Here is a 26,445-nt window from a genome sequence, read left to right as displayed (position 1 = left end):
GGGGCATGGCCGATCCCGAGCTCGTCCGTTTCACCATCGACAACGGTCTGCGCGTGGTGCTCGCCCCGGACCCGACCGCGCCGGTCGTCGGGGTCAGCGTGCACTACGACGTGGGCTTCCGATCCGAGCCGGAGGGGTTGACGGGTTTCGCGCACCTCTTCGAGCACTTGATGTTCCAAGGCAGCGAGAGCCTGGAGAAGCTCGCGCACTTCCGGCACGTGCAGTCCAGCGGCGGCACCTTCAACGGGTCCACGCACCCGGACTACACGGACTACTACGAGGTCCTGCCCTCGGCCGCGCTGGAGCGCGCGCTGTTCCTCGAGGCCGACCGGATGCGCGCGCCGAAGCTCACCGCGGAGAACCTGGCGAACCAGATCGAGGTCGTCAAGGAAGAGATCCGGCTGAACGTGCGCAACCGGCCCTACGGCGGGTTCCCGTGGATCCTGCTGCCGCCGGTGCTGTACTCCACCTTCGCCAACGCGCACGACGGCTACGGCGCCTTCGAAGACCTCGAAGGCGCGACGCTGGAAGACTGCGCCGCGTTCTTCGACACCTACTACTCGCCGGCCAACGCGGTGCTCACCGTCGCCGGCGACTTCGAGGTGGAGAACGCGAAGGCGCTGATCCAGAAGCACTTCGGCGACGTCCCGCACCGGCCGGCGCCGGTCCGCCCGTCGTTCTTCGAGCCGTTGCCCACCACCGAACTGCGCGGCGAGCACACCGACGCGCACGCGCCGCTGCCCGCGCTGGCCATCGGCTACCGGATGCCGGACCCGGTCAACGACCTCGACGGCTACCTCGCGTACCTGGTGCTGGCCGGCGTGCTCACCGACGGTGACGGCTCGCGGCTGCAGCAGCGGCTGGTGCACGTCGAGCCGCTGGTGGTCGACATCGGCGCGGGCGCCGGGCTGTTCGGCCCGTTCGAGGCACGCGACCCGGACACCTTCACCATCACCGCGATCCACCCGCCGGACGTGCCGCGCGAGCGCGTGCTCGCCGCACTGGACGAGGAGCTGGAGAAGCTCGCGTCCACGCCGCCGGACGAACAGGAACTGAAGAAGGTCACCGCGCGCTGGGCGGCGAGCCTGCACGCGGAGCACGACCGGCTGGTGTCGCGCACCCTCGCGCTCGGCTCGTTCGAACTGCTCTACGGCGACGCGTCGCTGGTCTACCGGCTCGCGGACCGGATGTCCGCGATCTCCGGCGAAGCCGTGTCGGCGGCGGCGAAGGCGCTGCGCCCGGACTCGCGCGCCGTGCTCGTCGTGAAGCCCGCAAGCACCGAAGGGACGGAACAGTGACCTCGGCAGAACAGGTCAAAGCCGCACACCGCAGCGCCGAGGAGATCGGCCGGACCGCGGCCGGACCGCGCCCGCTGCCGCCGCTGGGCAAGCAGCGCGCCGCCGCCGAACTGTCCCATGTGGACACGACGCTCTCCAACGGGCTGCGCGTGCTCGCGGTGCGCAAGGCAAGCGTCCCGATGGTCGAGCTGCGGCTGTGGATCCCGTTCGCGGGCGAAGACCGGCTGCACGCCGCGACCGCGGAGGTACTCGCCGAGACAGTGCTCACGGGCACCGCGCGCCGCGACCGCGTCGAGATCGACGCCGAGGTCGCGCTGATCGGCGGCGACCTCAGCGCGGGCGTCGACCCGGAACGGCTGTACCTCGGCGGCACCGCCCTCGCCGACGGTTTGCCGACGCTGCTGGACGTGCTCGGCGACGTGCTCACCGGCGCGACGTACCAGGACGCGGAGGTCGCGCGCGAACGCGAGCGGCTGATCGAGCGCATCGCGGTTTCGCGTACGCAGCCGCGCACGATCGCGCGGGAAGCGCTGCAGAAGCACCGGTACGGCGACCACCCGGTCACCCGGGAAGTGCCGCAGGCCGAGGACGTCGCCGAAGTGACCGCGGAGCAGGTGCGCGCGCTGCACGCCGCGTCGGTGCTGCCGCGCGGAGCGGTGCTCGTGCTGGTCGGCGACCTCGACCCGCAGACCGTTCCGGCCATGCTGGAGAGCTTGCTGGGCGGATGGAAGTCCGAGCGGTCGGCGCTGTTGCTGCCCGAGCTTCCGGAGCTGACCGGCGGCAACGTGCTGCTGGTGCCGCGCGCGGGTGCCGTGCAGTCGCAGATCCGGCTGTCCGCGCAGACGGTGCCCCGCACCGACCCGCGCTACCCGGCGCTGCAGCTCGCGAACCTGGCGTTCGGCGGGTACTTCTCCTCGCGGCTGGTGGAGAACATCCGGGAGGACAAGGGTTACACCTACGGCGCGCACTCGGGATTCGAGTTCACCAACGGCACCGCCGTGGTGAACGTCGACGCGGACACCGCCAACGACGTCACCGCCGCGGCATACCTGGAAACCCGCTACGAGCTGTTCCGGCTCGGCACCGTTCCGCCGTCCGCCGAAGAGGTCGAATCGGTGCGGCAGTACGCGATGGGATCGCTGGTCACCAGCACCTCGTCGCAGGGCGGGCTCGCCGGCCAGCTGCTGGCGCTGGCGACGACCGGTCTCGGCATCGAGTGGCTGCAAGGACATCCGGAGCGCCTGGCGGCCGTCAGCGTGGACCAGGTGGCCGAGGCGGCCGCGGAGTTCTTCGCCCCGGGGCGGTTCACCGGCGTCGTGGTCGGCGACGCGGACCTGCTCGCGCCGAAGCTGGCCGCGCTGGGCGTGACGACGAACGAGCAGGAGCGATGAGCGTCCCGTTTGGACTGGGGGAGCTGCCGACCCTGTCACGGTCCACTGTGGACCGTCAGGAATCCTTGCGCACCAACCCGGAACGACTGGCCGCGAAGTGGTCCGAGGCCCGCGTGGTGCTGCTCGACGACACCGGCCGCACGCCGGTGGCCGAGGGCGGCTCGACGCTGGCTACCCGCAAGGCGATGGATTTCGGCACCGAACCGCCTGCGGACGCGGTGTTCCTCGGCGAGTGGGAGGACGTCGACTACTGGTCGATGCCCGGCCGCGCCGAGGGCGACGCGGACACCGTGCGGATGGCCGGCAGCTGGGGACTGGTCGAAGAGGTCCCGCGCGTGGACGGCGAGATCTGGGTCGAACTGCGCGGCTACGGCGACCAGCTGGACGACACTTCGGCCGGCCTGTTCACCACCGCCCAGGCGCTGCGGCACTGGCGGCGCCAGTCGCGGTTCTGCACCCGCGACGGCTCGCCGACCCAGCTGGCCCAGTTCGGCTGGGCCAGTCGCTGTGAAGCCAAAGGCCACGAGGAATACCCGCGTACCGACCCGGCGGTGATCTGCCTGGTGCATGACTACGACGGCGTCAACGGCTCGCACGTGCTGCTCGCCCGGCAGCCGATGTGGCCGCCGGACCGCTACTCGGTGCTGGCCGGATTCGTCGAAGCGGGGGAGTCCCTGGAGGGCTGCGTCGTCCGCGAAATCCGCGAGGAGGCCGGGATCGAGGTCTCCGACGTGCGCTACCTGGGCAGCCAGCCGTGGCCGTTCCCGCGCTCGATCATGCTCGGCTTCACCGCCCGGGCGGACCGCTCGGTGCCGCTGATCCCCGCCGAAGGCGAGATCGAAGAAGCGCTGTGGGTGTCGCGCGAGGACGTCCGTGCGGCGTTCCGCAACGCCGAGACCGGGGCGCCGACGCCGATCGCGGGCAGCACGTCCAATCTGCTGCTGCCGGGGAACTCGTCGATCGCCCGGGTGATGCTGAAGGCGTGGGCGGACGCCGAGGAGTGACGGCTGGAGAGGCCGACGAGTGACGGCTTGAGAGGCGGGCCCGCATCGCGTAGCGCGATGCGGGCCCGTTTTTTTTTGAGCGGGTGTCCCGGCGGCGAGGTGCTGGTGATGCGTGCCGGGGCCGCCTGAGGTGGTCGGCGCCGACCCGGTTTGTGGACTGTCCGTGAGGGACTCCTTGAGGGACTTAGATTCCGTGAAGGGGCCCTTCACGGACAGCTGGCGGCGGAGCGGATCGCCGTGGACCACCGCGCACCGGTGGTCCACACTCATCCACCCTGCGCATCCGCCCGATCACCCTGCGCCGAGCGCGGACACCCGGCGGTACCAAGCCGTTATCCCGCTGTTTCTTCCAGCCATTGACGTCCTGTGGCCGCGCTCACTACAGTCCCGGAAACCGTCTGTAAAGTTTCCTAATAAAGGAGCAGCCAGGTGCGAACCGGCAGTCCGCGAACGTTGCGCGAGATGAACGACCGCGCCGCGATCGACGCGTTGCTGCGCGACGGGCCGCTCACCCGAGCCGAGCTCGAGGCCGCGATCGGACTGTCCAAACCCGCCACCGCGCAGCTGCTCACCCGGCTGGAGCAGGACAATCTCGTCGGCAAAGCCGGCGAGCGGGCCGGCGGCGGGCGCGGTCCGCGCGCACAGCTGTGGGCGGTCAACGGCGAGCTCGCGCATGTCGCGGCGGTCGACCTCACCCCGCGGGTCGCGGACTTCGTGGTCGCTGACATCGCCGGCGCGGTGCTCGCCGAGTACCGGGTGCAGCTGCCGGTCGCCGAGGGCTCGGACGTGGTCGGCTCGTTCGGCCAGGCACTGCGCCGGGTTACCAAGGCCGCCGGGATGGACCTGGACGATCTGGCCAACGTGGTCATCGGCGCGCAGGGCGCGTTCGACCCGCGCACCGGACTGCTGTCCTCGGCTCCGCACATCCCAGGCTGGCTCGGCTTCGACGTGCCGGCCCGGCTCAGCGACGAGCTGGGCGTGACGGTCAAGATCGAAAACGACGTCAACCTCGTCGCGGTGGAGGAAATGACCGTCGGCAACGCGCAGGACGTCGACGACTTCGTGCTCGTCTGGCTGTCCGAAGGCGTCGGCGGCGCGGTGGTCATCGGCCGCCGGCTGTTGCGCGGCGCGACCGGCGGCGGGGGCGAGATCGACTGGATGCGCGTCCCCGATCCCGCCACCGTGGACACCGGGGAAGACTGGCCGCCGTCCGGCCCGCGGTTCGGCAACCTGGTCGACTCGACCGCGGTCGTCCGGCTCGCACAGGCGCACGGCATCGCCGCGGATGACGGCTGGGATGCCGTCACACAGGCGCGCCGCATTGGCCACCAAGGATTCCTGGACGATCTCGGCCGTCGGGTCGCGTGCGGGGTGGCCAGCCTGGTCGCGGTCGCCGACCCGCAGCTCATTCTGCTGTGCGGCGAGACCAGCCGGGCCGGCGGCGACGAATTCGCCGCCAACGTCGCCGAGAAACTGCACGAACTGGTGCTGCCGCGCACGCCCGTCGGCGTCGCGTCGGTACAGGGCAACGCGGTGCGCGCGGGCGCGCTCCAGTCCGCGCTGGCCACTGCCCGTGAAGACGTCTTCGGCGTCGTCACCCCCACGCTCCTCGGCCTGCGCAGGCCCGACGGAGAGACCGCCCCGTCCCCGACCGAGTAGACCCACCCGAAGGACACAGGAGGGTTCATGTCCGCTCCCACCCGCTTCCAAAGAATCGTGCGCAAGCGCGGGTCTTTGCTGCTCAGCGCCGTGGCCGCGAGCACGCTGCTGGCGACTGCCGCGTGCGGTGCCGCCGCGCCCGCAGGCGGCGGCGACGCCGCGGCGCCGCCGAACAAGGACGACAAGCTCACTATCACCGTCTACAGCAAGTTCACGGACCGCGAATACGGCGTGGTCACCAATGCGTTGAACAAGCTGAAGACGAAGTTCCCCAACATCACCATCAAGCACGAGGGCAACCAGGACGACGACAAGCTGACGCAGTCGATCCGCGGCGGCAACCCGCCGGACGTCGCGATCTCGTTCTACACCGACAACCTCGGTGCCTGGTGCTCCACTGGCAGTTTCCAGGATCTGCAGCCCTACATCGATCGCGACAAGATCGACATGAACCAGATCCCGCAGGCAGTCCGCGATTACACGTCGTACCAGGGCAAGCGCTGCGCCCTGCCGATGCTCGCCGACGTCTACGGGCTCTTCTACAACAAGGCGCTGTTCGCGGCGAAGGGCATCTCCGGCCCGCCGAAGAACACCACGGAGCTGTTCGAGGACGCCAAGAAACTCACCGAGTTCAACGCGGACGGTTCGATCAAGACCGCGGGTTTCCTGCCGTCGATGCCGTTCTACGCCAACCAGGCGCAGTACTGGGCGCCGAACTTCGGCGCCAAGTTCATCGGCCCGGACGGCAAGTCGTCGCTCGCGTCCAGCCCTGGCTGGAAGGAAATGTTCGACTTCCAGAAGAAGCTGATCGATTTCTACGGCGGGCACGACAAGGTCGAGAAATTCAAGGCCGGCCTCGGTGACGAGTACTCGAAGGACAACGGCTTCCAGAGCGGCAAGCTGGCGATGATCATCGACGGCGAGTTCCGCACCGCGTTCATCAAGGACCAGTCGCCGTCGATGGACTACGGCACCGCACCCGCGCCGGTGCTCGACAGCCTGGCCAGCCAGTACGGCGGCGGCTTCGGTACCGGCACGATCATCGCGATCCCGAAGGGCGCGAAGAATCCGGGCGCGGCGTGGGAGCTGCTGAAGCAGGCCGCGTTCGACACCGACACCCTGGTCGACATGGCCAACGGCCTGAACAACGTGCCCAGCACCAAGGATTCGCTGAACTCGCCGAAGCTGAAGATGCCGCCGCAGTTCAAGACCTTCACCGACATCTACAACAGCGGCAAGCTGGTCGCCAATCCGACCACGCCGATCGGCGACGCGTTCCTCAAGGCCGTCAACGACTTCGCCGAGAAATGGCAGGCCGGTTCGGTGCCGGACCTGACCGCGGGCCTCAAGCAGGTCGACGCGCAGATCAATGACGCACTGGCGCAGAAGGGCGCTGGCGGATGACCACGCTGTCCGTTCCGGAAACCGGAACCCCCTCCGCGCCTCGCAAGGCGCGGAGGGGGTCTCCCCAGGCGAAGCGCCGGCGCACGGTGTTCTGGTTCATGGCGCCGGCCACCCTCGGGTTCCTCATCTTCTTCGCGTATCCGCTGATCGCGACGCTGTACTACTCGTTCACCCGCTACGACCTGATCAACCCTCCACAGTGGATCGGGCTGGACAACTACGTGCGGATGTTCACCAGCGAACCACTGGTGAAGACCGCCGCGTACAACACGTTGTGGCTGGTGATCATCCTCACCGTGTGCCGGGTGCTGTTCTCGCTCGGCGTGGCGTCGGTGATCTCGCGGCTCAAGTCGGGCGTCGGCATCGTCCGCACACTCTGCTACCTGCCCGCGCTCGCCCCGCCGGCCGCTGCGACGCTCGCCTTCGTCTTCGTGTTCAACCCGGAATTCGGCCCGGTGAACCGGTTCCTGCGACTGGTGGGCATCGACGGCGGGCTGTGGTTCAACAGCCCGGACATGTCGAAGCCCGCGCTGACGCTGCTCGCGTTGTGGGGCTCCGGCGAGCTGATGATCATCATCCTGGCCGCGTTGCTGGACGTGCCGCAGGAGCAGTACGAGGCCGCCGAGTTGGACGGGGCGGGGCCGGTGCGCCGGTTCTGGCACGTCACGCTGCCGTCGATCTCGCCGGTGCTGCTGTTCGGCGTGGTCAACTCGATGATCTACGCGCTGCAGTTCTTCACTCAGGCGATCGTCGCGGCGTCCGCCTCGGCGGGCACCGCGGACGTGGCCGGCAACTCGAAACTGATCGGGGCGCCGGAGAACTCGACGCTGACCTACCCGATCTGGTTGTACGTCCAGGGTTTCCGGTACTTCAACATGGGCTACGCGGCGGCGATGGCCGTGCTGCTGTTCCTGGTTTCCGCGGGGTTCACGTGGATTCTGGTGCGGCAGATGCGCAAGAACCAGCATCAGGAGGAGGGGGCATGAAGATAACCTCGCGACAGCCTGTTCATGGCCCCGATCGGGTGCGGGTGTCCCGCGGGAATGGAGTGGGGGCATGAAGATAACCTCGCGGCAGCCTGTTCATGGCCCCGATCGGGTGCGGGTGTCCCGCGGGAATGGGGTGGGGGCATGACCACGCTTTCGGCACCTCCGCGTCCGGCTCCGCCGGTGCACCCGCGGGAGAAGTTCAAGCGGCGCTGGGACAAGAAACTGTCCTTTGTGGCCACCCACGCGGTCGGCATCGCGCTCGGCGTGATCTTCATGCTGCCGTTGCTGTTCGTCTTCCTCACCTCGGTGATGAAGAGCGATCAGGCGATGACTTCGAGCTTGTGGCCCACCGAATGGCATTTCGAGAATTTCGTCGAGGTGTTCCAGAAGGCCCCGCTGCTGGAGTACTTCGGCAACAGCCTGCTGTACTCGCTGCTGGCGACGGCCGGGGCGCTGGTCTCGGCGATCCCGGCGGCGTACGGTCTGGCGAAGCTGCGCTGGCGTGGGCAGAATCTGTTCTTCATGCTGACCGTGGTGGCGATGATGCTGCCGCCGCAGGTCACCGTCGTGCCGCTGTATGACCTGTGGGTCCGGCTCGGCTTCACCGGCACGCTGGTGCCGCTCATCGTGCCGTACTTCTTCTTCGACGCCTTTTCGATCTTCCTGCTCCGGCAGTTCTTCCTGACCATTCCGAAGGACTATCTGGAAGCGGCGAAGATCGACGGCTGCAACGAGTTCCGGGTGCTCACGCGCGTGCTGATCCCGATGGCCAAGCCGGGTATCGCGGCCACCGCGATGTTCTGCTTCCTGTTCACCTGGAACGACTATTTCGGCCCGCTGCTGTACACCGGCGAGAACAAGGACAACTGGCCGCTTTCACTGGCGATCGCGTCCTTCCGAGGCATGCACCACGTCGAATGGAATCTCACGATGGCCGCCACCGCGCTGATCATGCTGCCGGTGATCGTGCTGTTCGTGTTCGCGCAGAAATCGTTCGTCAAGGGCATCACGTTCACAGGAGTCAAGGGATGAAACTGGCAGTGGTCGGCGGTGGGTCCACCTATACGCCGGAGCTGATCGACGGCATCGCCGGGCGGCGGGCTTCGCTCGACGTCGACGAGATCGTGCTGATCGACCCGGATGCCTACCGGGTGGAAGCGGTCGGCGGGTTCAGTCAGCGGTTGCTGGAGCACGCCGGGCACCGGGCGCGCGTGCGCACCACCGCGAACCTGGAAGAGGGGGTCGAGGGTGCGTCGGCGGTCCTGATCCAGCTGCGCGTCGGCGGGCAGAAGGCGCGGGCGTCGGACGAGACGTTCCCGCACCTGTGCGGACGCGTCGGGCAGGAAACCACCGGCGCGGGCGGCCTGGCGAAGGCGCTGCGCACGGTCCCGGTCGTGCTCGACATCGCTGAGCGCGTCCGCAAGGTCGCCGGCGACGACACCTGGATCGTCAACTTCACCAACCCGGTCGGCATTGTCACTCGCGCGCTGCTGCGGGAAGGTCACCGAGCGGTCGGCTTGTGCAACGTCGCGATCAACCTGCAGCGCAAGTTCGCGAAGCTGCTGGGCGCGTCCACCGGCGACGTCAAACTGGTCCACACTGGACTGAATCACCTGAGCTGGGAGCGCGGCGTACTGCTCGACGGCGTCGACCGGCTGCCGGAGTTGCTTGACCAGCACGCGGAATTTCTCGGCGAAGAGGTCAGCGTGCCGGTGGACTGGATGCGCCGGATGCGGGCGGTCCCGTCGTACTACCTCAAGTACTACTACTCGCATGACGCGCAGGTCGCGAAGCAGCAGACCGAGCGGCCGCGGGCCGAGGTGGTCAGCGACGTCGAGGAAGAGCTGCTGAAGATCTACCTCGACCCGGAACAGGTGACGAAGCCGGAGTCGCTGGAAAAGCGCGGCGGTGCCTACTATTCGGAAGCGGCAGTGCAACTCGTGCACGCGCTGACCGCCGGCGGTCCGGCCGAGGAACACGTGGTCAACGTTCAGAACAACGGGACGTTCGACTTCCTGCCGGACGACGCGGTCATCGAGGTTTCGGCCAACGTCGACTCCGCCGGCGCGACCGCGATCCCGCAGGCCCCGGTCGACCCGCGGTTCGCCGGACTGATCGCCGGTGTCACCGCGTACGAGCACCTGGCGCTGGACGCTGCGATCAAGGGCGGCCGGGACCGGGTCGCGGACGCGCTGCTGGCACACCCCCTGGTCGGGCAGTACGGGAAGGCGGACCGCCTGGCGGACGAACTCGTTGCTCGCAACCAGGACTTCTTGCCCTGGGCGAAGGCATGAGCGACGCTGTCGTCGCGATCGACGGGGGCAACAGCAAGACCGAGGTGCTGGTGGTTTCGCGGGACGGGGCCGTGCTCGGCCAGTCCCGCGGCCCCGGCGCTTCGCCCCAGCGCGTCGGAGTCGACGGATGCGTTGCCGCGCTGGAAGAACTCGTGCACGAGGCACTCCGTTCCGGCGGGCTGCCGCCCGAGCCGCCGTTCGCGGTGCACACCTCCGCCTACCTGGCCGGCCTCGACTTCCCCCGGGAGGAAGAGGCTCTCCGTCAAGGGCTGTCCGCCCGCGGCTGGAGCTCCACTTTGGACGTCGGAAACGACGTGCTGGCGTTGCTCCGGGCGGGCAGCGCGGACGGCACCGGGGTGGCAGTGGTGTGCGGCGCGGGCATCAACGGAGCTGGCTTCGCGCCCGACGGCCGCTCGTATCGTTTCCCCGCGCTGGGCAAGGTCTCCGGCGACTGGGGCGGCGGCTACCGGCTGGGAGAAGAAGCCCTCTGGTGGGCGGTCCGGGCGGAGGACGGCCGGGGCCCGGCGACCGCACTGGAATCGGCGGTCGCGGAGTACTACGGCGCTGCGACACTGCTGGATGTGGTGCAGGGATTGCACTTCGAGGAGATCGATTCGGTAACCATCCACGGCCTGTGCCCGCTGCTGTTCAAGGTGGCCGAGGCCGGTGACGACGTGGCGCAGGCGGTGGTGACCCGATTCGCCGAAGAAGTCAGCCTGCTGGCCGGGGCGATCATGCGCCGCCTGGATCTGACGACTTCGTCTTCGGAGGTCATTCTCGGCGGAGGAGTGCTGACCGGGGTGAGCGAAGCCGTGATCGCGGACATCGAGCGCCGGTGCTTGAAGGCGGCCCCGCGAGCACACGTGCGCGTGGTGGAGGTGAACCCGGTGGTCGGTGCGGCGCTCTTCGGATTGGACAAGATCGGGGCGTCGGAGTCGGCGAAGGCAGCGCTCAAGGCGGCTACGCAACGAGTCTGAGGCCCCGCGGCTGATCGGCCCGCCCCCAATGTGGCATTGGGTGCGTCAGATGCTCCGAATGTGGCATTGGGTGCGTCAGATGCACCCAATGCCACATTGGGGCGGGGCGGGTGGTGATCGCGGCCGCCCCGCCTCCGCGTTGGTCAGGCGGCGATGCTCTTGCCCGTCTCCAGCACGGACTTCAGGTCGGACAACACCCATGCCCAGCCGCCTCCGGCGTTCTCGCCCGGGCCGGCGTTGATGTCCTCGCGTTCGCCGGACACCAGAGCAGCGTGGTTCGGCGCGCCGGTGACGTCGTGGGTGACGGTCAGCCGGGTTCCCGCGGTCTGGGTTTCCTCGATGTCGTAGGTGATCGTCGTGTACGGCTCGCTGGTGAGGCCCGGGTCCATCAGCAGCTTCCACGTGATCTTCAGCTTGCGCGGCGGCTCGACTTCGAGCACTTCGCCTTCGAGGAGATCGCTGGTGAACCCCGCGTCGATGAACTCCTGCGTCGGCTTGGTGCGGTGCTTCCCGCCGCGCTTGAGGTCGAAGTCGGCTAAGCCGCTGTAGCCGTACTTCTGCGTCCACTCCGGCTGGGTGATGGCGTCCCACACCGCCTGCGGGGTCGCTTTGATGTACACCCGGTTGACCTGCACGGTCGTGGTCTCGGTCATGGTGACTCCTCGGTTTCTCTTGCCTGCGCGGATGTTCCGGCTTCGAGCTCGGCCTTGAGGCCCAGCAGCGCCGACGCGCGGGGCGCGGTGTACTTGTCGATCCAGCGGTCGTGGATCTGCCGGATCGGGATCGGGTTCAGGAAGTGCCGCTTCTCCCGGCCTTCCTTGCGCGAGACGACCAGATCGGCCTCCTCGAGCAGCTTCAGGTGCTTCATCACCCCGAACCGGCTCATGTCCACTTCGGACTCCAGCTCGGTGAGCGTGCGGCCGTCACGCGCGTAGAGCAGATCGAGCAGGAACCGGCGGGTCGGATCCGCCAGTGCCCGGAAAACCAGGTCCTCGTCGGGCATGAATCCAGAATAGGTGACCATATGGTCACGTGTCAACGGTCGGCCGCTCGAGGACTCCGGAGCGGAGGGGGCGGCCCGGAGCGGACGAGGAGCGCCCTAGCCGGCGTGAGTTGTCGTGAACGGGCACCGGAGGGTGAAGGACTGCCAAGCAGCGTTCAGAGCGAGTCTCGGTGGGCTGGGTTGCCGAGATCGCGCACGGATGTCCGTGAAGGGCCCCTGGAGGGACTCAGATTCCCTCAAGGGGCCCTTCACGGACGTGCCGCGCTTGAACCAACAGCCAAGTGAGACACGCTCTTAACCGCGGCGAAGGAGGTTGCGAGTCGAGTTCACTCCCGAGACGGAATCGACGGCAGCACCCGCTCAGCCCGCACGATCCGGTGGGTCACCGCGCGGACCACTCGACGATCGCGACCTCGACCGGCCCGGCAGCTTCGCCGAGTTCCGGTATCCCCGCGGCAGGGCCCAACGGCCCGAACGCCGAGGCAGGGAACGCACCCTTCGCCGCCTCGACTGCGGAGCGGGTCGCCGAGACCCGGCCGTAGCCCGCAGCCCGAGCCGCGCCGACGGCGACAGCGGTGGCCTCGTCGTCGGACTCGGCCGCGCCGACGAGGTCCCCAGTCCCGGCACCCATGGCCGTGTCCTTACCGGGACCGCTCCGGCAATCCACCCCGACCCGAATCCGCGGCGCGAACCCGTGCGCACGCCGATGTTCCGCCATTCTCTGCTGAATCTCGCACGCACACCGCAACCCCGTCGCCGCATCGCGGAACGTCGCGAGGTAGCCCCGCCCCTTCCGGCGGATCCGCTCGGCCCCGTAGTCCGTGCAGCAGGAACGCAGCGTGCGGTCGAGCCATCCGGAGAGCGACGCCAACGCCTCCCGGTCCAGCAGCGGAGCCAGCCGCTCGGTCTCGGCATCCGCATAGACGAACGTCACCGAGGCCAGTGGCGCTCCAGTGCCGGTCTCGGCGGCCCATTCCACCAGCTCATCCGGCGACGCTTGCCCGCCCCGGCTGCTGGCTCGCTCGAACTCCTCAGCGCCGAGCTCGGACCGCAGCCGTCCCAGCGCGGCGTCCAACGCGGGCCGGGCGGTGGCCGACGCCGGAACACTGATGCGCGCACGCTGTGCGGCAGCCGCACCAAGAAACGCCGCCGCGCGCGAGCGGGCACCGGATGCGAGCAGCGCGCGGCCAAGACCTTCCAGATTCGCGGCTATGCCGGCGCGGTGTCCTGATGCGATACACAGTTCCAGCGCCGTCCGAAAGGAATCGCGCGCCCGTTCCGGTTGATCCGCCAGCGCCAGCAGGCCGGTGACATGCAACGCGGACGCCTCCCCCTCGCGATACCCGACGGCCCGGTAGTGCTGTAGTGCCAACGCGATCAGCTCGGTCGCACGGCCAACGCGGCCTTGCAGGTTGGCGATAGTGCTGCCGACATCCAGGCAAACGCCAAGGATGGCGTCCTCCCCGACCTCCTGCGCCACCTCCAGCGCGGACTCCGCAGTCGCTTGTGCCGCAGCCAGTTGATCGTCATCGCGCAGCGCCCGCGCCCGGTGCGCGAGTGCGATCGCTTCGCGCCAGCGGTCGCCGGAGGCCCGCAGCGCTCGCACCGCTTGCTCCAGCGGCCGATGCGCCGCGGCCGGGTCGCCGCGGGCCCAGCTGACCATGCCGATGCGGGTCAGCGCGTCGCCTTCCCATCTGCGGTCTCCGACGGATCGGGCCAGCGCGAGCTGTTCGTCGGCCAGACGCTGAGCGGTGGCGAGTTCGCCGAGGCCCAGCCGGAGCAGCGTCGCCGCGGCGAGCAAGCGCATTCGGAGGGCGGTTCGGGACTGGCTGGTGGCCGCCAGTCCGGCGTCGAGCCAGTGCAGCCCTTCGACCCGGGTGCCGGCGAGGTCCCACCGGTGCCAAAGTCCCGACGCGAGTCTCGCGCCGAGTTCGCGGTCGCCGTGCTCGCCGAACGCCCACTCCAGCGCGGCGCGCAAGTTCCCGCTGTCCGCGCGGAGCCGGTCGAGCCACCGCGCGGAACCCGCTCGGTAAAGGTTCGGCTCGGTTTCCTCCACGACGTAGCGGAAATAGCGGGCGTGCAGCCGGGCAGCCGCCATGTCTTCGCCGCGTTCGACGAGACGGCTATAGGCGTAGCGGCGCAGCGGTTCGAGGATGCGGTACCGGCCGCGAGCCGGTGCGACCTCTTCCAGCTGAACCAACGAGCGAGCGACGAGCCCGGACAGCAGGCGAGCCACCTCCGAGCTGGGAAGTTCGGCGTCCGCGACGACGGCCTCGGCGGCGTCCAGCGTGAATCCGCCCGCGAAGACCGACAGCCGCGCGAACACGATCCGTTCCGGCTCGCTGAGCGAGCGGTAGCTGCCGTCGAAGGCGGTATCGAGGCCGTGGTGCCTGCCGCCGGTCGTGCCCTCCCGGGAGTCCAGCAGGCGCGACCGGTGGTCGAGCTGGTCGCGGATCCGGCGCAGCGGCAAGGTGGCCACCTGTGCCGCGGCCAGCTCCAGAGCAAGCGGCAGGCCGTCGAGACGCCGGCAGATGTCGCCGACGACCTCGGCATTGCCCTCGGTGACCCGAAACCCCGGCCGGGTCGTCGCCGCCCGTGCGGCGAACAGCCACCCCGCCTCGCTCGCCGCTACTCGTTCCCAGGACGCGTCCTGGCCCGGCACGGGAAGCGGCCGGACCGGGCAGCCGACCTCACCGGCGATGCCGAGCGATTCGCGGCTGGTGGCCAGGACTCGTGCCTCGGCACCCGCCGCGGCGAGAGCCTCGACCAGCGTCCGGCAGCCTTCGATGACCAGTTCGCAGTTGTCGAGAATCAGCAATCCGCGGCGATGGCCCAGCGCGGCGGACACTGTGTCGAGCAGCGTCGATCCGGGCTCGGCGCGCAGGCCGAGCGCGCCGGCGACGGTGTGTGTCACGAGCGCGGACGCGGTCAACGGAGCCAGATCGACAAACCAGACACCAGCGGGAAACCGTGCCGCCGCGGCCCGTCCGACCTCGATCGCGAGCCGGGTCTTCCCGACGCCCGCCGCGCCGATGAGCGTCACCAGCCGGTGCGCGTCAAGCAGAGCGGTGACCTCGGCGCGTTCCTGGTCGCGTCCGACGAACGCGCCGAGCGGCCGCGGCAGCCGGGCGCGAGGCCGGGTCGCATCCGGCGGATCGAGGGACGGGTGTTGCTGCAGTACCGCACGGTGCAAGTCCCGCAGCACCGGTCCTGGCTCCACACCCAGTTCGTCAAGCAAAGCGCGACGGGCGGCTTGGTAGGCAGCCAATGCGTCGGCCTGCCGTCCGCTGCGGTAGAGCGCGACCATGAGGTGCGCGCGCAACCGTTCGCGCAGCGGATGCTGGGCCGTCCAGGCTTCCAGCTCGTCCACCAGGTGGGCGTGCCTGCCGAGCGCGAGATCGGCTTCCGCCTTCGTTTCGAAAGCGTCGCACCGCAGTTCGTTCAACCTGGCCGCGGTCTCTGTCGCGACTGGAGTGTCCACATCAGACAAAGCCGGGCCCCGCCACAGCGCCAACGCCTCGGCCAGTGCCGCCGACGCGCTCTCCGGGTCCGCTGGCAGCGCGTTCCGGCCCCGGCTGAGCAACTGCTCGAACCGCAGCGCGTCGACCTGGTCCGGGCGCGCTCGCAGGACATATCCTCCCGGTTCGGTCGCCAGCAAGTCCGCTGCTCCCGGATCGGCCGCCGCCAATGCGCGCCGCAAACCGCTGATGGAACCGTGCACGATGGTGACCGCCGACGTCGGCTTCGCGTCGCCCCACAACAACTCGATCAACCGGCTGACCGGAAGCGGCTCGCCGAGGTGCATCAGAAGCGTTGCCAGCAGGGCACGCTGGCGGGGCGGCCCGAGCGGGACTCCGCTGCCGTCGTCGCCGATCACCGCGACGGGCCCCAGGATCCGGAACTCCATCGACCGGCCTCCTCGCCGTGGCCTCCATGGTGCCTCAGCGCGGGGGTGCCCGGCATCTAGCCGGTGTTTAGTGCCGGTGCGCACACTGTTCGTGACGCCAGCGACAGAACAGGAGCCTCGCCATGGATGCTCTCGCAGACATCGAGCAAGCGGCCCTGGACGCGGCCGAGGAACTTCGCTCGGTCTTCTCCGGCGACCTTGTTCTCCCAGCCGATCCCGGCTACGACCGTGCTCGCCGCGTCTGGAACGGATGCATCGACCGGCGCCCCGCACTCATCGCACGCTGCCGCTGCACCGCGGACGTGGCCGCCGTGCTGCGCGCAGCCCGAGCACGCGGTCTGGAAATCGCGGTGCGCGGGGGAGGGCACAGCATCGCCGGACTTTCGGTCGCGGACCAAGCGGTGACGATCGACCTGTCCGGTCTGGGCACGGTCCGTGTCGACCCGGGCACTCGCCGGGCATTCGTGCCAGCGGGCAGTTTGCTGGCTTCGGTGGACCGGGAGACCCAGCGCCACAATCTGGCGGTCACCAGCGGATTCGTCTCGCACACCGGCGTCGCCGGCCTGACCCTCGGCGGCGGATTCGGCTGGACCGCCCGAAAACACGGGCTCGCCTGCGACAACCTGCGTGCCGCGGAGGTCGTGCTCGCCGACGGCACCGTCGTGGTCGCGAGTGAAGCGGGCGACCGCGACCTGCTGTGGGGGCTGCGGGGCGCGGGCAGCAACTTCGGCGTGACGACGGCGTTCGAGTTCGAGTTGCACCCGGTCGGCCCGATGGTCGCGACCGGAACCGCCTTCTACGCACTCGAGGACGGTGCGCGGGTGCTGCGGGCATTGCGCCAGTTCGCCGAGGACGCCAGCGACGAAACAACGTGGGTGGCCTCGGTGTGGGATGCGGAGCGGGACACTCCGGTGCCCGCCGAACACCACGGCAAACCCGTGGTGACGTTGACGTTCGTGCACGTCGGCGCAGTCGAAGACGGTTTGCGCCTCGACCGGCAGCTGCGTGCCGCGGCTTCTCCGCTCGCCGAGACGGCCGGCCCGGTCTCCTACCTCGACCTGCAGTGCGGCAATGACGCCGGATGGCGGCACGGACTGCGCCGGTATTGGAAGTCGCACTACCTGTGGGACCTGCCCGACGCGGCGATCGAGGCATTCCTAGCCCGCGGAACCACTGCGGGCCAGGGGCATCCGCCGATCACCGGCTCACTGCAGACCCGCGGCGGCGCGGTCGCCCGGGTCGGCGAGCAGGACACGGCGGTCGGGCATCGGGGCGCCAAGTTCGAGTTCCTCACCGCGAGCAACTGGACCGACCCCGCCGAAGACGACGCCAGGCGTGCCCACCTCCGGTCGTTCGCCGAAGCGATGGCGCCGTACTCCCGCGGCGTGTACGTGAACAACCTCGGCATCGAAGGCGAGGACCGGGTCCGCGCGGCGTACGGCGAGGAGAAGCTGGCCCGGCTGGTCAGCCTGAAACGCCGGTACGACCCGGACAACGTCTTCCACCTCAATCAGAACATCCGGCCCTGACCTGATCCCGCGGCCGGTGCCCGGACTGAGCGATCGCCAGCGCAGGGGACAACCGGCCGGGGAAAAGCGATAACGGCCGTGAGCGGGCTTCCTGGAAGGGAAGCCCGCTCACGGCCGCCAGCTAGATTCACGTGATTCTGTTCGCTTCCGGGCGGAACTGCCGTGAAGGGGCCCTTGCCGGACTTAGATTCCGTCAAGGGGCCCTTCACGGACCTGGGATCGCCGCGCCTACGGTGTCAAGACATCGGGATCACGAGTGGCTAAAGCAACGCGCCCAACGGCAAGATCAGCGCGATCGCCACCACCGAGATCACCGTCTCCATCACCGACCAGCTCTTCAGCGTCTGCCCGACCGACATCCCGAAGTATTCCTTCACCAGCCAGAACCCGGCGTCGTTCAGGTGCGAGAAGAACAGCGACCCGGCTCCGACGGCGAGGACCAGCAGGGCGTTGTGCGTCGGATCGAGGGTCGCGGCCAGCGGAGCCACGATGCCGGCCGCCGAGACGGTCGCGACGGTGGCCGAGCCGGTCGCGAGCCGGATCGCCACCGCGACCAGCCAGCCGAGCAGCAGCGGCGACAGGTTCGCGCCCTTGGACAGGCTGGTGATCACGTCGCCGACCCCCGCGTCCACCAGGGTCTGCTTGAATCCGCCGCCCGCGGCGACGATCAGCATGATGCCCGCGATCGGAGCCAGCGAGTCGTTGATGACCGACGACAGGCGTTCGCGGTTCAGCCGGGCCGGGCGGCCCAGCACGACCATTCCGACCAGCACCGCCAGCAGCAGCGCGACCAGCGGGTCGCCGATGAAGTCCAGCACCCGGCGGACGGTGTTTCCCTTGTCCGCCAGAATGTCCGACAGCGCCTTGGCCAGCATCAGCACCACCGGCAAGAGCACGGTGGACAGCGTCGCGGCGAAACTGGGCCGGTGCTGCGGATCGGTGCTCTGCGATTCGGGCACCAGCCGCTCGGGCGGAGTCGCGTCCGGCACCATCTTGGCGGCCAGCCGTCCGAACAACGGACCGGCGATGATCACCGTCGGGATGCCGACCAGCAGGCCAAGGGCCAGAGTCAGGCCGACGTTCGCGTTCAGCGACCCCGCGGCGGCCAGCGGGCCGGGGTGCGGCGGAACCAGGCCGTGCAGCACCGACAGGCCGGCCAGTGCCGGGATTCCCAGCAACAGCACCGGTTTCCCGCTGCGTTTGGCGACCAGCAGCACCACCGGGATCAGCATCACGAGGCCGATCTCGAAGAACATCGGCAACCCGATCAGCGCGGCCACCAGCGCCATCGCCCAGGGCAGGCCGGGACCGCGGACCCGGCCGAGCACGGTGTCCACGATCCGGTCCGCGCCGCCCGAATCGGCGAGCAGTTTGCCGAGCATGGCACCGAAAGCGATCAATACGCCGACTGACGCGACGGTGCTGCCGACGCCGGTCGTGAAGCTCTTCAACAGCTTGTCCACCGGCATCCCGGCGACCAGGCCGAGCGCGCCGGAGCCGAGCGTCAGCGCCAGCAGCGGATGCAGTTTGACCTTGCTGATCAGCACCACGATCACGGCGATGGCGAGCACCGTGGCGACGATCAGCCGAGTGTCGTGGCCGGTCCAGCCGGCTGCGAGGGCGGTGGTGGCGAGGGTAGTCATGCGCGCTCCCGGAACGCAGTGAGTGCCGCCTGGACGAGTTCGGCGGGCGGATGGCTGATGTCGAAGGTGGCGCCGGGCTCGTCGGGCTCCAGCGGTTCGAGGTCGGCGAGCTGGGAATCCAGCAGCGAAACCGGCATGAAATGACCGGTGCGGGTCTTCATCCGCTCGGCGAGCAGGTCGCGTGAACCGTGCAGGTGCAGGAACCACACGTCCCCGCCGCCGCGCAGCACGTCGCGGTAGCGCCGCTTCAGCGCGGACGAACTGACCACCGCGCCGTTCTCGTGGTGCTCGCCGATCCAGGACGCGATCGCGGCCAGCCACGGCGCCCGGTCTTCGTCGGTGAGCGGCTGACCCGCGGTCATTTTGTCGATGTTCGCTTGCGGGTGGAAGGTGTCCGCTTCGGCGTACCTGGTCCCGAGTTCCTTCGCGACCGCCGTTCCGACCGTCGTCTTGCCCGAGCCCGATACGCCCATCACCACGATGACCGTCATCCGCACCTCCCACGTCTTTGTGCTCCGCAGAGTCAAACTCAAAAGTAGTACTTAATCAAGAAGAAGTAGTACTTAATCGAATCAGAGCGCTAGATTGGCCAGGTGGGGAGTGATCGACACGAGCAGGTGCTCGACGAACTGGGGGCGGCGATCGCGAGCGGCGAGCTCGCGCCGGGCGCCGTGCTGCGTTCGGAAGAGCTGCAGGAGCGGTTCGGGGCGTCGCGCACGGTGGCCCGGGAAGTCGTCCGGGTCCTGGAGACGATGGGGCTGACCAGCAGCCGTCGCCGGGTCGGCGTCACGGTGCGCGAGCCGGCCGAGTGGAACCACTACGACCCCAGGCTGATCCGCTGGCAGCTCGACGGGGCGGACCGGGCGGCCGCGCTGCGCACGCTTACCGAGCTGCGCTCCGCGGTCGAGCCGTGCGCCGCCCGGTTCGCGGCACTACGGGCGACGCCGGAGGAGCGCGGCCGCATCCGCGCGCTGGCCGTGCACCTGCAGCGCACCGCGCGGGCCCGGGATCTGGACACATTCCTGGCCCACGACGTCGCCTTCCACGATCTGCTGCTGACCGCGTCGCGGAATCCGATGTTCGCGCAGCTGTCCTCGGTGGTCGCCGAAGTGCTCGCCGGGCGCACCGAGCACGGCCTGATGCCGGACGAGCCACAGCCCGAGGCGGTGGCGCTGCACGTCGAGGTCGCCGAGGCGGTCGCGCTCTCCGACCCGGCCCGCGCCGAACGCGCGATGCGCGACATCGTCGAGCAGGCACGCGAAGAAATCGCCGCTGCGGTGTCCAGTAATCTCGGCGACTGAATCGTCCACGTCCGGGGGGCTACCAGTGAGCGCGGCGCGCGCAATCGGCTTGATTCTCGGCCTGGCTGCCGACGGTGCCCTCGGCGATCCGCGGCACCGTCCACCGGTCACGGCTTTCCGCAGGGTCGTCGCGGCGACGGGCGCGCGGCGCTCGACCGGCCTCGGCATCGCCGGCGCGACCGTCCTCGCCGGGGTGGTCGCGGAACGCACCGGCCGGCGCAGCCCGGTGGTGCAGGCGGCCACCACCGCGGTCGCGACCTGGGCGGTCGTCGGGGCGGCCGGGCTGGCCACCCAGGGCACCGAGCTGGCCCGCGATCTCGAAGAGGGCCACCTCGAACCGGCGCGCGGCACACTGTCCGATTTGGACCCCCGGGTCACCGAGGGATTGAGCATGATCGGGCTTTCCCGGGCAGCAGTGGAAACTCTGGCCGAGAACACGTCCGAGGTAGTCGTCGCGCCGCTGCTGTGGGGCGCGGTCGCCGGAGTGCCGGGGCTGCTCGCGACCCGCACCGTCGGCCTGCTGCGCCGCCTGCTGCCCGGACACTGGGTCATCGACCGGCTGGACGAACTCGTCCACCTCCTGCCGACCCGCGTCGCCGCCGCACTGACCGTGCTGGGCGCACCGGTCGTCGGAGGCTCGGCGGGCGGCGCGTGGCGGGCCTGGCGGCGCGACACGATCGCGCACCCGAGCCCCAATGCCGGCCGCGTCGAGGCGGCGTTCGCCGGTGCGCTGGAGATCCGCGTCGGCGGCCGCACCGAGTACCCGCACGGCGTGGTCGAACTGCCGGTGCTCGGCGTCGGCCGCAACCCGGACGCCGGTCACGTCACGCGCGCGGTCGAACTGTCCCGGGTCGTCGGCTGGCTGGCCGCCGCGACGTCGGTCGTGGTGGCGGTGGCCAGCGGGGTGCGGCGCCGAAACGCGTGAGCGTCAAGGTTTCGTGAGCGTCAAGGTTTGAGGTGTGCCGCGGCTTCCGCGTCGAGCGGACCGTCTCGTTCGGACAGCAGCGCCCCGATCCGCCGCCGGTCCTCCGGCCGCTTGTTCCCGCCGTACTTGAACTTCGCCCGCACCTCGGTGACGCTCAGCTCGATTCCGCGGATCCCGGGCAGCAGCCGCCGGTCCGGAGCGTCCACAGCGGACACCGGGGTGCGCTTGCCGTCCGGTTCGAAGTGGGCCAGCTGGCGGTTCAGCAGCCCGGCTTTCTCCTCCGGGTCGTCGATCAGCCGGACGTCGCAGGCCAGCTGCACGCTCGCGTAGTACGACGTCGGCACGCCCAGCGCGGGGTCGTCGGCGGTGTTCCACTCCGAGCGGATGTAGCTGTAGTCGCCGGTCACCGTCAGCAGGGCGCGCGGATGTTCTTCCAAGAGCGGCCACACCGGGTTCGGCCGCGCCAGATGCAGCCAGATCGTCGCGGCGCCGTCGAAAACGAAATGCGTCGGCACGACCACCGGCAGATCCCGGCCGCGGCCGCCGGCGACCAGCTCGCCGAAATCGTGCCCGGCGAGCCAGGACCGCCATTCGTCCTCGTCCGCGGCATCCCAGGGGTGGATCAGCATGCGGCCAGTATCATCCCGCCAGTGGCCCGGTTGAAGGTCCAATTTTCCAGGAAAGAATCAGGCCACTCAAAGCGTGTCTTCGGGTGGTGCGCGCCGAACATCCGCTGGTCTGTCCGTGAGGGGCCCCTTCCGGGACTTTGATTCCCTCAAGGGGTCCTTCACGGACCGGCAAACTGGTCCGGCCGCTCAGGCGTCACTACTGCACCTTACGAGGTCGGGGAGAACTCGTCCTCGTCTTCGGCGAGCATCTCGGCGACCGACTTGCGCCGGTTGCGCGTCGCCCGCTCGGGCCGTTCGATGGTCAGCGCACCGCCGGGACGCAGCTCGCGGATCGTGAAGTACAGCCAGCCCAGCAGCGCCATCGTGCCGAACGCCAGCCACTGCAGCGCGTACGAGAAGTACGGCCCGGACTCGAGCTGGGGCAACGGCAGCGGGCTGATCACACCGGGCTGATTCGCGTCGAGCTGGAAATACCCCGGCCGGATGTCCAGCCCGGACGCCTTCGCGACGACTCGTGAGTCGACGGTGTAGCTCTGCAGCTTCCCGTTCGTCGACGCGTCGGAGAACGCGTCCCGGTGCTTCGGGTCGGTCTCGTCGCTTCGCACCCGCGCGATGACAGTGACCGGACCGCCGGGCGCTGCCGCGTACGGGAGAACGCCGGAGTTGCTGCTGAGCCCGACATAGCCGCGGTCGATGAGGTACACGGTGCCGTCGGTGGCGCGAAGCGGCGTGAGGACTTCATACGCGCCTTCGCCCTGCACAGTGCGCAGCCGCGCGACAACTTCCGCCGAAGGCAGGTACGTGCCGGTGATGGACACGAGGTGCCACTCGGTGTTCTTGCCCGGCGAGGTGCCCGGCGGCAGCAGCTGCGCGACCGGGGCCGGCTTCGCGGTGAACGACGTGGTCAGCGCATTGTTCTGGGTGACCTGTTCGCTGTCACGCCGGAACTGCCATGGGGCCAGCAGCGTGTAACAGCAGATGGCGAAGGTGAACACCACCACTGTCAACGCCAGCCACCCGGGCCGGAGCAGGAACCGCAACCGCACCCCCCTACGGTAGGCGGTCGCGCTCGGTGCGCACACCCGGACCTGATGTCACTGCTGTTCGCGGACCCAGTCCAGCAGCCCTGGCACGGCTCGCTCGATCATCGCGAGCACGTCCTCGAAGCCCTGGTCGCCGCCGTAATACGGGTCCGGCACCTCGGCTCGTTCCGGGGCCGCCGGGTCGAAGGACCGCAGCAACCGCACCCGCGACGAGTCCTCGACCCGCGATCGCAGGTAGTCCAGGTGGTCTTCGTCGGCGGCGAGCAGGAGGTCGGCTTCGAGGTCTTCGTCGCTGACCTGCGCCGCGACGTGTTCGGTCGGGTAGCCGTGCGCCGCCAGCGTGGCACGCGCCCGGCGGTCGGCCGGCTCGCCGGCGTGCCAGGGACCGGTGCCCGCGCTGGACACGCGCACCGCGCCGGCGAGGCCCGCGTCGGCCAGCTTCGCGCGGAACACCAGCGCGGCCATCGGCGAGCGGCAGATGTTCCCGGAGCAGACGAAGACCAGCGAAGGCATGGCAGGCAGTCTCCCAGAGCGATCGTGCGAGGATCCCACAGTGCCCGCTTTAGCCGAGATCATCGCCGTACTCGAACGCAGCTATCCGCCCCGCTTCGCGGAGAGCTGGGATGCCGTCGGACTGGTCTGCGGAGACCCGGCCGAGAACGTCGACCGCGTCCTGTTCTGCGTCGACCCGGTCGAGGAGACGATCGCCGAAGCCGAGGAGCTCGGTGCGCAGCTGATCGTCGCGCATCACCCGCTGCTGCTGCGCGGCGTGCACGGCGTTCCCGCGGACACCGCGAAGGGCTCGCTGGTGCACCGCATGATCCGCGGCGGCATCGCGCTCTACTGCGCGCACACCAACGCCGACTCGGCCGACCCCGGTGTGTCCGACGCGCTCGCCGCGGCCATCGGACTCGAGGTCGAGCGGCCGCTCGACCCGCACGAGCCGGGCAGCCGCACCGGACTCGGCCGCATCGGGCAGCTGCCCGCGGCCGAGCCGTTCGCACGGTTCGTGCAGCGAGTCGCCGACGCACTGCCGGCCACCGTGCCCGGCGTGCTCGGCGCCGGAGACCCGGACCGCCCGATCCGCACGGTCGCGGTGTCCGGAGGGGCCGGCGACTCGTATCTCGCGAAGGCGACCGCCGCAGGCGTCGACGCGTACGTGACCGCGGATCTGCGCCACCACCCGGCCAGCGAGCACCTCGCCGGCTCCGGGCAGGCCCCCGCGCTGGTCGGCGTCACGCACTGGGCCAGCGAGTGGCCGTGGTGCGGACTGGCCTCGGCGCAGGTCGGCGCGGCCTTTGCGGGTACCGTCGAAGCTCACGTCTCCACGCGGTGCACCGACCCGTGGACCGTGCGCGCCACCCGCCCAGCTGCACAGTGAATCAGGGAGCACAGTGAAGGCCGACCCCGCCGTCCAGCGTCAGCTGCTCGAACTCGCGAAGGTGGACGCCGAGCTTTCGCGCGTCGCGCACCGCCGCCGCACCTTGCCCGAGCTCGCCGAGATCGAGGCCGGGGAGAAGACCGTCCGGGACAAACGCGACGCGCGGGTGTCCGTCGAGACCGCCATGTCCGACCTCGACCGGGAGATCGCCCGGCAGGAGAAAGAGGTCGAATCGGTGCGGGCGCGCGAGGACCGCGACCGCAAGCTGCTCGAATCCGGGTCGGTCAGCGCCAAGCAGATGACCGACGTCGAGCACGAGCTGCAGACGCTCGGCCGCCGCAAAGGCGCGCTCGAGGACGACCTGATCGAACTGATGGAACAGCGCGAGGCACTCGGCCTGGACGCGCAGCGCACCGGTGCCGAGGTCGACCAGGCGGCACACGCGGTCGAAGAAGCGATAGCCCGTCGCGACGAGGCGTTCAAGGACCTGGACACCACCGAGGCCCGGCGCAAGGAGGACCGCGCGAAGCTGCTGCCGCGGTTCCCGGAGCCGCTGCTCAAGCTCTACACCCGGGTGCACGAGCACAAGGGCATCGGCGCCGCGCTGCTGCGCGCCCGCCGGTGCGGCGCGTGCCAGCTCGAACTCGACCGCGCCACCGTCTCCGAGATCAAGGCGGCCGCCGAGGACGTCGTGGTCCAATGCGAGAACTGCGGCGCGATCCTCGTCCGCACCCTGGAGTCGGGCTTGTGACCGACCGGGTCGTAGTGGAGGCCGACGGCGGATCGCGGGGCAATCCCGGTCCGGCTGGCTACGGCGCGGTGGTGAAGGACGCGGCGACCGGCGAGGTGCTCGCCGAACGCCACGAATACCTCGGCGTCGTCACGAACAACGTCGCCGAGTACTCCGGCCTGGTAGCCGGCCTCGAAGCGGCCGCCGAGCTCGGCGCGTCCGCGGTGGAGGTCCGGATGGACTCGAAGCTCGTGGTGGAGCAGATGTCCGGCCGGTGGAAGATCAAGCACGCCGCGCTGCAGCCGCTCGCCGCGCGGGCGCGCGAGATCGCCGGGCAGTTCGCCCGCGTCGGCTACACCTGGATTCCGCGCGCGGAGAACTCGCACGCCGACCGGCTGGCGAACATCGCGATGGACGACGGGACCGGCAAGGCGGCCAGCCTGGCCGCCCCCGAACGGCCGAAGGCGAAAGCCGTCCAGCCGGACCGGGTTTCCCCGACGGGCTGGACCGGCGCGGTCGGCACGCCGACCAGGTTCCTGCTGCTGCGCCACGGTCAGACCGCGATGTCGATCGACCGCCGGTACTCCGGTCGCGGCGACGTCCCGCTTACCGAGCAGGGACTGGCACAGGCCGGCGCCGCGGCCAAGCGGCTCGCCGCCATGCCCGGTCTGCTCAGCGAAAACGGCGAAGCCGCGCCGATCGTCGCGTCGCCGCTGATGCGCGCCAAGCAGACCGCCCAGGCGGTCGCCGACGCGCTCGGCGGCCGGGTGGAAACGCACCCCGGCCTGATCGAAACCGACTTCGGCGAATGGGAGGGCCTCACCTTCGCCGAAGCCGCGCGCCGCGACCCGGAGCTGCACCGCGACTGGCTGGGCGACTCGTCCTGCCCGCCGCCCGGCGGCGAGAGCTTCGACGCGGTCTACGAGCGGGTCGGCCAGGCGCGCCGCGACCTGGTCGAACAGTACGACGGGCAGACCGTCGTCCTGGTCAGCCATGTGACGCCGATCAAGACCCTGCTGCGGATCGGCCTGGACGCCGGGCCGTCGCTGCTGTTCCGGCTGCACCTGGACCTGGCCTCGCTGTCGATCGTCGAGTTCTACCCGGACGGCAACGCCTCGGTCCGGCTCGTCAACGACATCTCGCACCTGTCCTGACCCGGATGAAATGTGGCGTGGATCACGCTCGGGGATGACGCCTCCACTGGCCCGGATGAGGTATTGGCTAGAGTGCGGTGTCGACCGCGGCGCCGCGGCGCAGGTCCCGGCCGGGACTTCAAGGGGGGCGCAGGCTCGTGCGTTTCTTCGGCCAGAATCCGCGAACGGAAACAGTGACGAGGAC

The 26,445-nt window shown here is 69.7% G+C and carries 23 protein-coding genes; 15 read left to right on the top strand and 8 right to left on the bottom strand.

The features are described from left to right. The first annotated feature begins 5 nt into the window (after positions 1-5). From AMYBE_RS0126310 to AMYBE_RS0126270, 9 genes are all read left to right on the top strand, one after another. Positions 6-1,298: a M16 family metallopeptidase gene (locus tag AMYBE_RS0126310; RefSeq protein ID WP_020662384.1), complete on the top strand. Its 1,293-nt coding sequence runs from the start codon at positions 6-8 to the stop codon at positions 1,296-1,298. Further along, positions 1,295-2,689: a M16 family metallopeptidase gene (locus AMYBE_RS0126305; protein WP_020662383.1), complete on the top strand. Its 1,395-nt coding sequence runs from the start codon at positions 1,295-1,297 to the stop codon at positions 2,687-2,689. Before AMYBE_RS0126310 ends, AMYBE_RS0126305 begins: the two co-directional genes overlap by 4 nt. Beyond that, on the top strand, positions 2,686-3,693 hold the full coding sequence (gene nudC, locus AMYBE_RS0126300; protein ID WP_020662382.1) for an NAD(+) diphosphatase: 1,008 nt from the start codon (positions 2,686-2,688) through the stop codon (positions 3,691-3,693). Before AMYBE_RS0126305 ends, nudC begins: the two co-directional genes overlap by 4 nt. 462 nt (positions 3,694-4,155) lie before the next feature. After that, positions 4,156-5,352 carry an ROK family protein gene (locus AMYBE_RS0126295; RefSeq protein WP_034289238.1) on the top strand — a complete coding sequence of 399 codons (1,197 nt, stop codon included), beginning with the start codon at positions 4,156-4,158 and terminating at the stop codon, positions 5,350-5,352. Between the two features lie 27 nt (positions 5,353-5,379). After that, positions 5,380-6,756: an extracellular solute-binding protein gene (locus AMYBE_RS0126290; RefSeq protein WP_020662380.1), complete on the top strand. Its 1,377-nt coding sequence runs from the start codon at positions 5,380-5,382 to the stop codon at positions 6,754-6,756. After that, positions 6,753-7,742 (top strand): carbohydrate ABC transporter permease, encoded by a 990-nt coding sequence (locus tag AMYBE_RS0126285; RefSeq protein WP_027928027.1) that lies wholly within the window; start codon positions 6,753-6,755, stop codon positions 7,740-7,742. Before AMYBE_RS0126290 ends, AMYBE_RS0126285 begins: the two co-directional genes overlap by 4 nt. A gap of 144 nt (positions 7,743-7,886) precedes the next feature. Continuing rightward, positions 7,887-8,777 (top strand): carbohydrate ABC transporter permease, encoded by an 891-nt coding sequence (locus AMYBE_RS0126280; protein WP_020662378.1) that lies wholly within the window; start codon positions 7,887-7,889, stop codon positions 8,775-8,777. Beyond that, on the top strand, positions 8,774-10,039 hold the full coding sequence (locus AMYBE_RS0126275; RefSeq protein WP_020662377.1) for a 6-phospho-beta-glucosidase: 1,266 nt from the start codon (positions 8,774-8,776) through the stop codon (positions 10,037-10,039). Before AMYBE_RS0126280 ends, AMYBE_RS0126275 begins: the two co-directional genes overlap by 4 nt. Beyond that, positions 10,036-11,016, top strand: a complete 981-nt coding sequence (locus tag AMYBE_RS0126270; RefSeq protein ID WP_020662376.1) for an N-acetylglucosamine kinase — start codon at positions 10,036-10,038, stop codon at positions 11,014-11,016. Before AMYBE_RS0126275 ends, AMYBE_RS0126270 begins: the two co-directional genes overlap by 4 nt. Positions 11,017-11,159: 143 nt before the next feature. Here the strand turns inward: AMYBE_RS0126270 and AMYBE_RS0126265 are convergent, their stop codons facing one another. The 3 genes from AMYBE_RS0126265 to AMYBE_RS42365 all read right to left on the bottom strand — a co-directional run bounded on the left by AMYBE_RS0126265 (position 11,160) and on the right by AMYBE_RS42365 (position 15,926). Continuing rightward, a complete protein-coding gene (locus AMYBE_RS0126265; RefSeq protein ID WP_020662375.1) occupies positions 11,160-11,669 on the bottom strand; it encodes an SRPBCC domain-containing protein in 510 nt (169 codons plus the stop codon). Continuing rightward, positions 11,666-12,019, bottom strand: a complete 354-nt coding sequence (locus AMYBE_RS42370) for an ArsR/SmtB family transcription factor (RefSeq protein ID WP_051125000.1) — start codon at positions 12,017-12,019, stop codon at positions 11,666-11,668. The genes AMYBE_RS0126265 and AMYBE_RS42370 overlap by 4 nt, the downstream gene beginning before the upstream one ends. 382 nt (positions 12,020-12,401) lie before the next feature. Next, a complete protein-coding gene (locus AMYBE_RS42365) occupies positions 12,402-15,926 on the bottom strand; it encodes a BTAD domain-containing putative transcriptional regulator (RefSeq protein ID WP_020662373.1) in 3,525 nt (1,174 codons plus the stop codon). 122 nt (positions 15,927-16,048) lie between these two features. On the opposite strand from AMYBE_RS42365, the gene AMYBE_RS0126250 reads away from it, so the two are divergent. After that, positions 16,049-17,455 (top strand): FAD-binding oxidoreductase, encoded by a 1,407-nt coding sequence (locus AMYBE_RS0126250; protein WP_020662372.1) that lies wholly within the window; start codon positions 16,049-16,051, stop codon positions 17,453-17,455. Between the two features lie 260 nt (positions 17,456-17,715). On the opposite strand, the gene AMYBE_RS0126245 is transcribed toward AMYBE_RS0126250, so the two are convergent. Both AMYBE_RS0126245 and AMYBE_RS0126240 read right to left on the bottom strand, forming a co-directional pair. Further along, positions 17,716-19,098, bottom strand: a complete 1,383-nt coding sequence (locus AMYBE_RS0126245; protein WP_020662371.1) for a GntT/GntP/DsdX family permease — start codon at positions 19,096-19,098, stop codon at positions 17,716-17,718. Continuing rightward, positions 19,095-19,589 (bottom strand): gluconokinase, encoded by a 495-nt coding sequence (locus AMYBE_RS0126240; protein WP_020662370.1) that lies wholly within the window; start codon positions 19,587-19,589, stop codon positions 19,095-19,097. Before AMYBE_RS0126240 ends, AMYBE_RS0126245 begins: the two co-directional genes overlap by 4 nt. A 102-nt stretch (positions 19,590-19,691) precedes the next feature. Here AMYBE_RS0126240 and AMYBE_RS0126235 point away from each other — a divergent pair, with 102 nt between their 5' ends. Continuing rightward, positions 19,692-20,399, top strand: a complete 708-nt coding sequence (locus tag AMYBE_RS0126235) for a FadR/GntR family transcriptional regulator (protein ID WP_027928025.1) — start codon at positions 19,692-19,694, stop codon at positions 20,397-20,399. Between the two features lie 25 nt (positions 20,400-20,424). Beyond that, complete coding sequence (locus tag AMYBE_RS0126230) at positions 20,425-21,324, top strand: cobalamin biosynthesis protein CobD/CbiB (protein WP_020662368.1); 900 nt, start codon at positions 20,425-20,427, stop codon at positions 21,322-21,324. 20 nt (positions 21,325-21,344) lie between these two features. Here the strand turns inward: AMYBE_RS0126230 and AMYBE_RS0126225 are convergent, their stop codons facing one another. The 3 genes from AMYBE_RS0126225 to AMYBE_RS0126215 all read right to left on the bottom strand — a co-directional run bounded on the left by AMYBE_RS0126225 (position 21,345) and on the right by AMYBE_RS0126215 (position 23,509). Beyond that, positions 21,345-21,953, bottom strand: coding sequence for an FMN-binding negative transcriptional regulator (locus AMYBE_RS0126225; protein ID WP_020662367.1), 609 nt, complete (start codon positions 21,951-21,953; stop codon positions 21,345-21,347). Positions 21,954-22,159: 206 nt separating this feature from the next. Continuing rightward, a complete protein-coding gene (locus AMYBE_RS0126220; protein WP_020662366.1) occupies positions 22,160-22,999 on the bottom strand; it encodes an SURF1 family cytochrome oxidase biogenesis protein in 840 nt (279 codons plus the stop codon). 48 nt (positions 23,000-23,047) lie between these two features. Further along, positions 23,048-23,509, bottom strand: a complete 462-nt coding sequence (locus AMYBE_RS0126215) for a low molecular weight protein-tyrosine-phosphatase (RefSeq protein WP_020662365.1) — start codon at positions 23,507-23,509, stop codon at positions 23,048-23,050. Positions 23,510-23,549: 40 nt separating this feature from the next. Between AMYBE_RS0126215 and AMYBE_RS0126210 the strand changes: the two genes are divergently transcribed. From AMYBE_RS0126210 to AMYBE_RS0126200, 3 genes are read left to right on the top strand one after another with little or no spacing between them, the layout of a single operon-like run. Next, the gene (locus tag AMYBE_RS0126210) at positions 23,550-24,377 is read left to right on the top strand and encodes a Nif3-like dinuclear metal center hexameric protein (protein WP_020662364.1); all 828 of its coding nucleotides are present in this window, start codon (positions 23,550-23,552) and stop codon (positions 24,375-24,377) included. Positions 24,378-24,390: 13 nt separating this feature from the next. Then, positions 24,391-25,128 carry a zinc ribbon domain-containing protein gene (locus AMYBE_RS0126205; protein ID WP_020662363.1) on the top strand — a complete coding sequence of 246 codons (738 nt, stop codon included), beginning with the start codon at positions 24,391-24,393 and terminating at the stop codon, positions 25,126-25,128. Continuing rightward, positions 25,077-26,261 (top strand): bifunctional RNase H/acid phosphatase, encoded by a 1,185-nt coding sequence (locus tag AMYBE_RS0126200; protein ID WP_051124769.1) that lies wholly within the window; start codon positions 25,077-25,079, stop codon positions 26,259-26,261. The genes AMYBE_RS0126205 and AMYBE_RS0126200 overlap by 52 nt, the downstream gene beginning before the upstream one ends. The last annotated feature ends 184 nt before the right edge of the window (positions 26,262-26,445 follow it).

The organism is Amycolatopsis benzoatilytica AK 16/65 (assembly GCF_000383915.1).
Classification (GTDB): Bacteria; Actinomycetota; Actinomycetes; order Mycobacteriales; family Pseudonocardiaceae; genus Amycolatopsis; species Amycolatopsis benzoatilytica.
The sequence above is the reverse complement of the archived record's forward strand: the minus strand, read 5'-3'. Positions and strand labels throughout refer to the sequence as shown.

Excerpts from the sequence above, each read along its gene's own strand:
- AMYBE_RS0126240 (WP_020662370.1), bottom strand. The coding sequence starts at position 19,589 with ATGACGGTCATCGTGGTGATGGGCGTATCGGGCTCGGGCAAGACGACG.
- nudC (WP_020662382.1), top strand. The coding sequence starts at position 2,686 with ATGAGCGTCCCGTTTGGACTGGGGGAGCTGCCGACCCTGTCACGGTCC.
- AMYBE_RS0126275 (WP_020662377.1), top strand. The coding sequence starts at position 8,774 with ATGAAACTGGCAGTGGTCGGCGGTGGGTCCACCTATACGCCGGAGCTG.
- AMYBE_RS0126245 (WP_020662371.1), bottom strand. The coding sequence starts at position 19,098 with ATGACTACCCTCGCCACCACCGCCCTCGCAGCCGGCTGGACCGGCCAC.
- AMYBE_RS0126285 (WP_027928027.1), top strand. The coding sequence starts at position 6,753 with ATGACCACGCTGTCCGTTCCGGAAACCGGAACCCCCTCCGCGCCTCGC.
- AMYBE_RS42365 (WP_020662373.1), bottom strand. The coding sequence starts at position 15,926 with ATGGAGTTCCGGATCCTGGGGCCCGTCGCGGTGATCGGCGACGACGGC.
- AMYBE_RS0126265 (WP_020662375.1), bottom strand. The coding sequence starts at position 11,669 with ATGACCGAGACCACGACCGTGCAGGTCAACCGGGTGTACATCAAAGCG.
- AMYBE_RS0126250 (WP_020662372.1), top strand. The coding sequence starts at position 16,049 with ATGGATGCTCTCGCAGACATCGAGCAAGCGGCCCTGGACGCGGCCGAG.
- AMYBE_RS0126295 (WP_034289238.1), top strand. The coding sequence starts at position 4,156 with ATGAACGACCGCGCCGCGATCGACGCGTTGCTGCGCGACGGGCCGCTC.
- AMYBE_RS0126215 (WP_020662365.1), bottom strand. The coding sequence starts at position 23,509 with ATGCCTTCGCTGGTCTTCGTCTGCTCCGGGAACATCTGCCGCTCGCCG.
- AMYBE_RS42370 (WP_051125000.1), bottom strand. The coding sequence starts at position 12,019 with ATGCCCGACGAGGACCTGGTTTTCCGGGCACTGGCGGATCCGACCCGC.
- AMYBE_RS0126270 (WP_020662376.1), top strand. The coding sequence starts at position 10,036 with ATGAGCGACGCTGTCGTCGCGATCGACGGGGGCAACAGCAAGACCGAG.
- AMYBE_RS0126290 (WP_020662380.1), top strand. The coding sequence starts at position 5,380 with ATGTCCGCTCCCACCCGCTTCCAAAGAATCGTGCGCAAGCGCGGGTCT.
- AMYBE_RS0126280 (WP_020662378.1), top strand. The coding sequence starts at position 7,887 with ATGACCACGCTTTCGGCACCTCCGCGTCCGGCTCCGCCGGTGCACCCG.
- AMYBE_RS0126310 (WP_020662384.1), top strand. The coding sequence starts at position 6 with ATGGCCGATCCCGAGCTCGTCCGTTTCACCATCGACAACGGTCTGCGC.
- AMYBE_RS0126200 (WP_051124769.1), top strand. The coding sequence starts at position 25,077 with ATGCGAGAACTGCGGCGCGATCCTCGTCCGCACCCTGGAGTCGGGCTT.
- AMYBE_RS0126225 (WP_020662367.1), bottom strand. The coding sequence starts at position 21,953 with ATGCTGATCCACCCCTGGGATGCCGCGGACGAGGACGAATGGCGGTCC.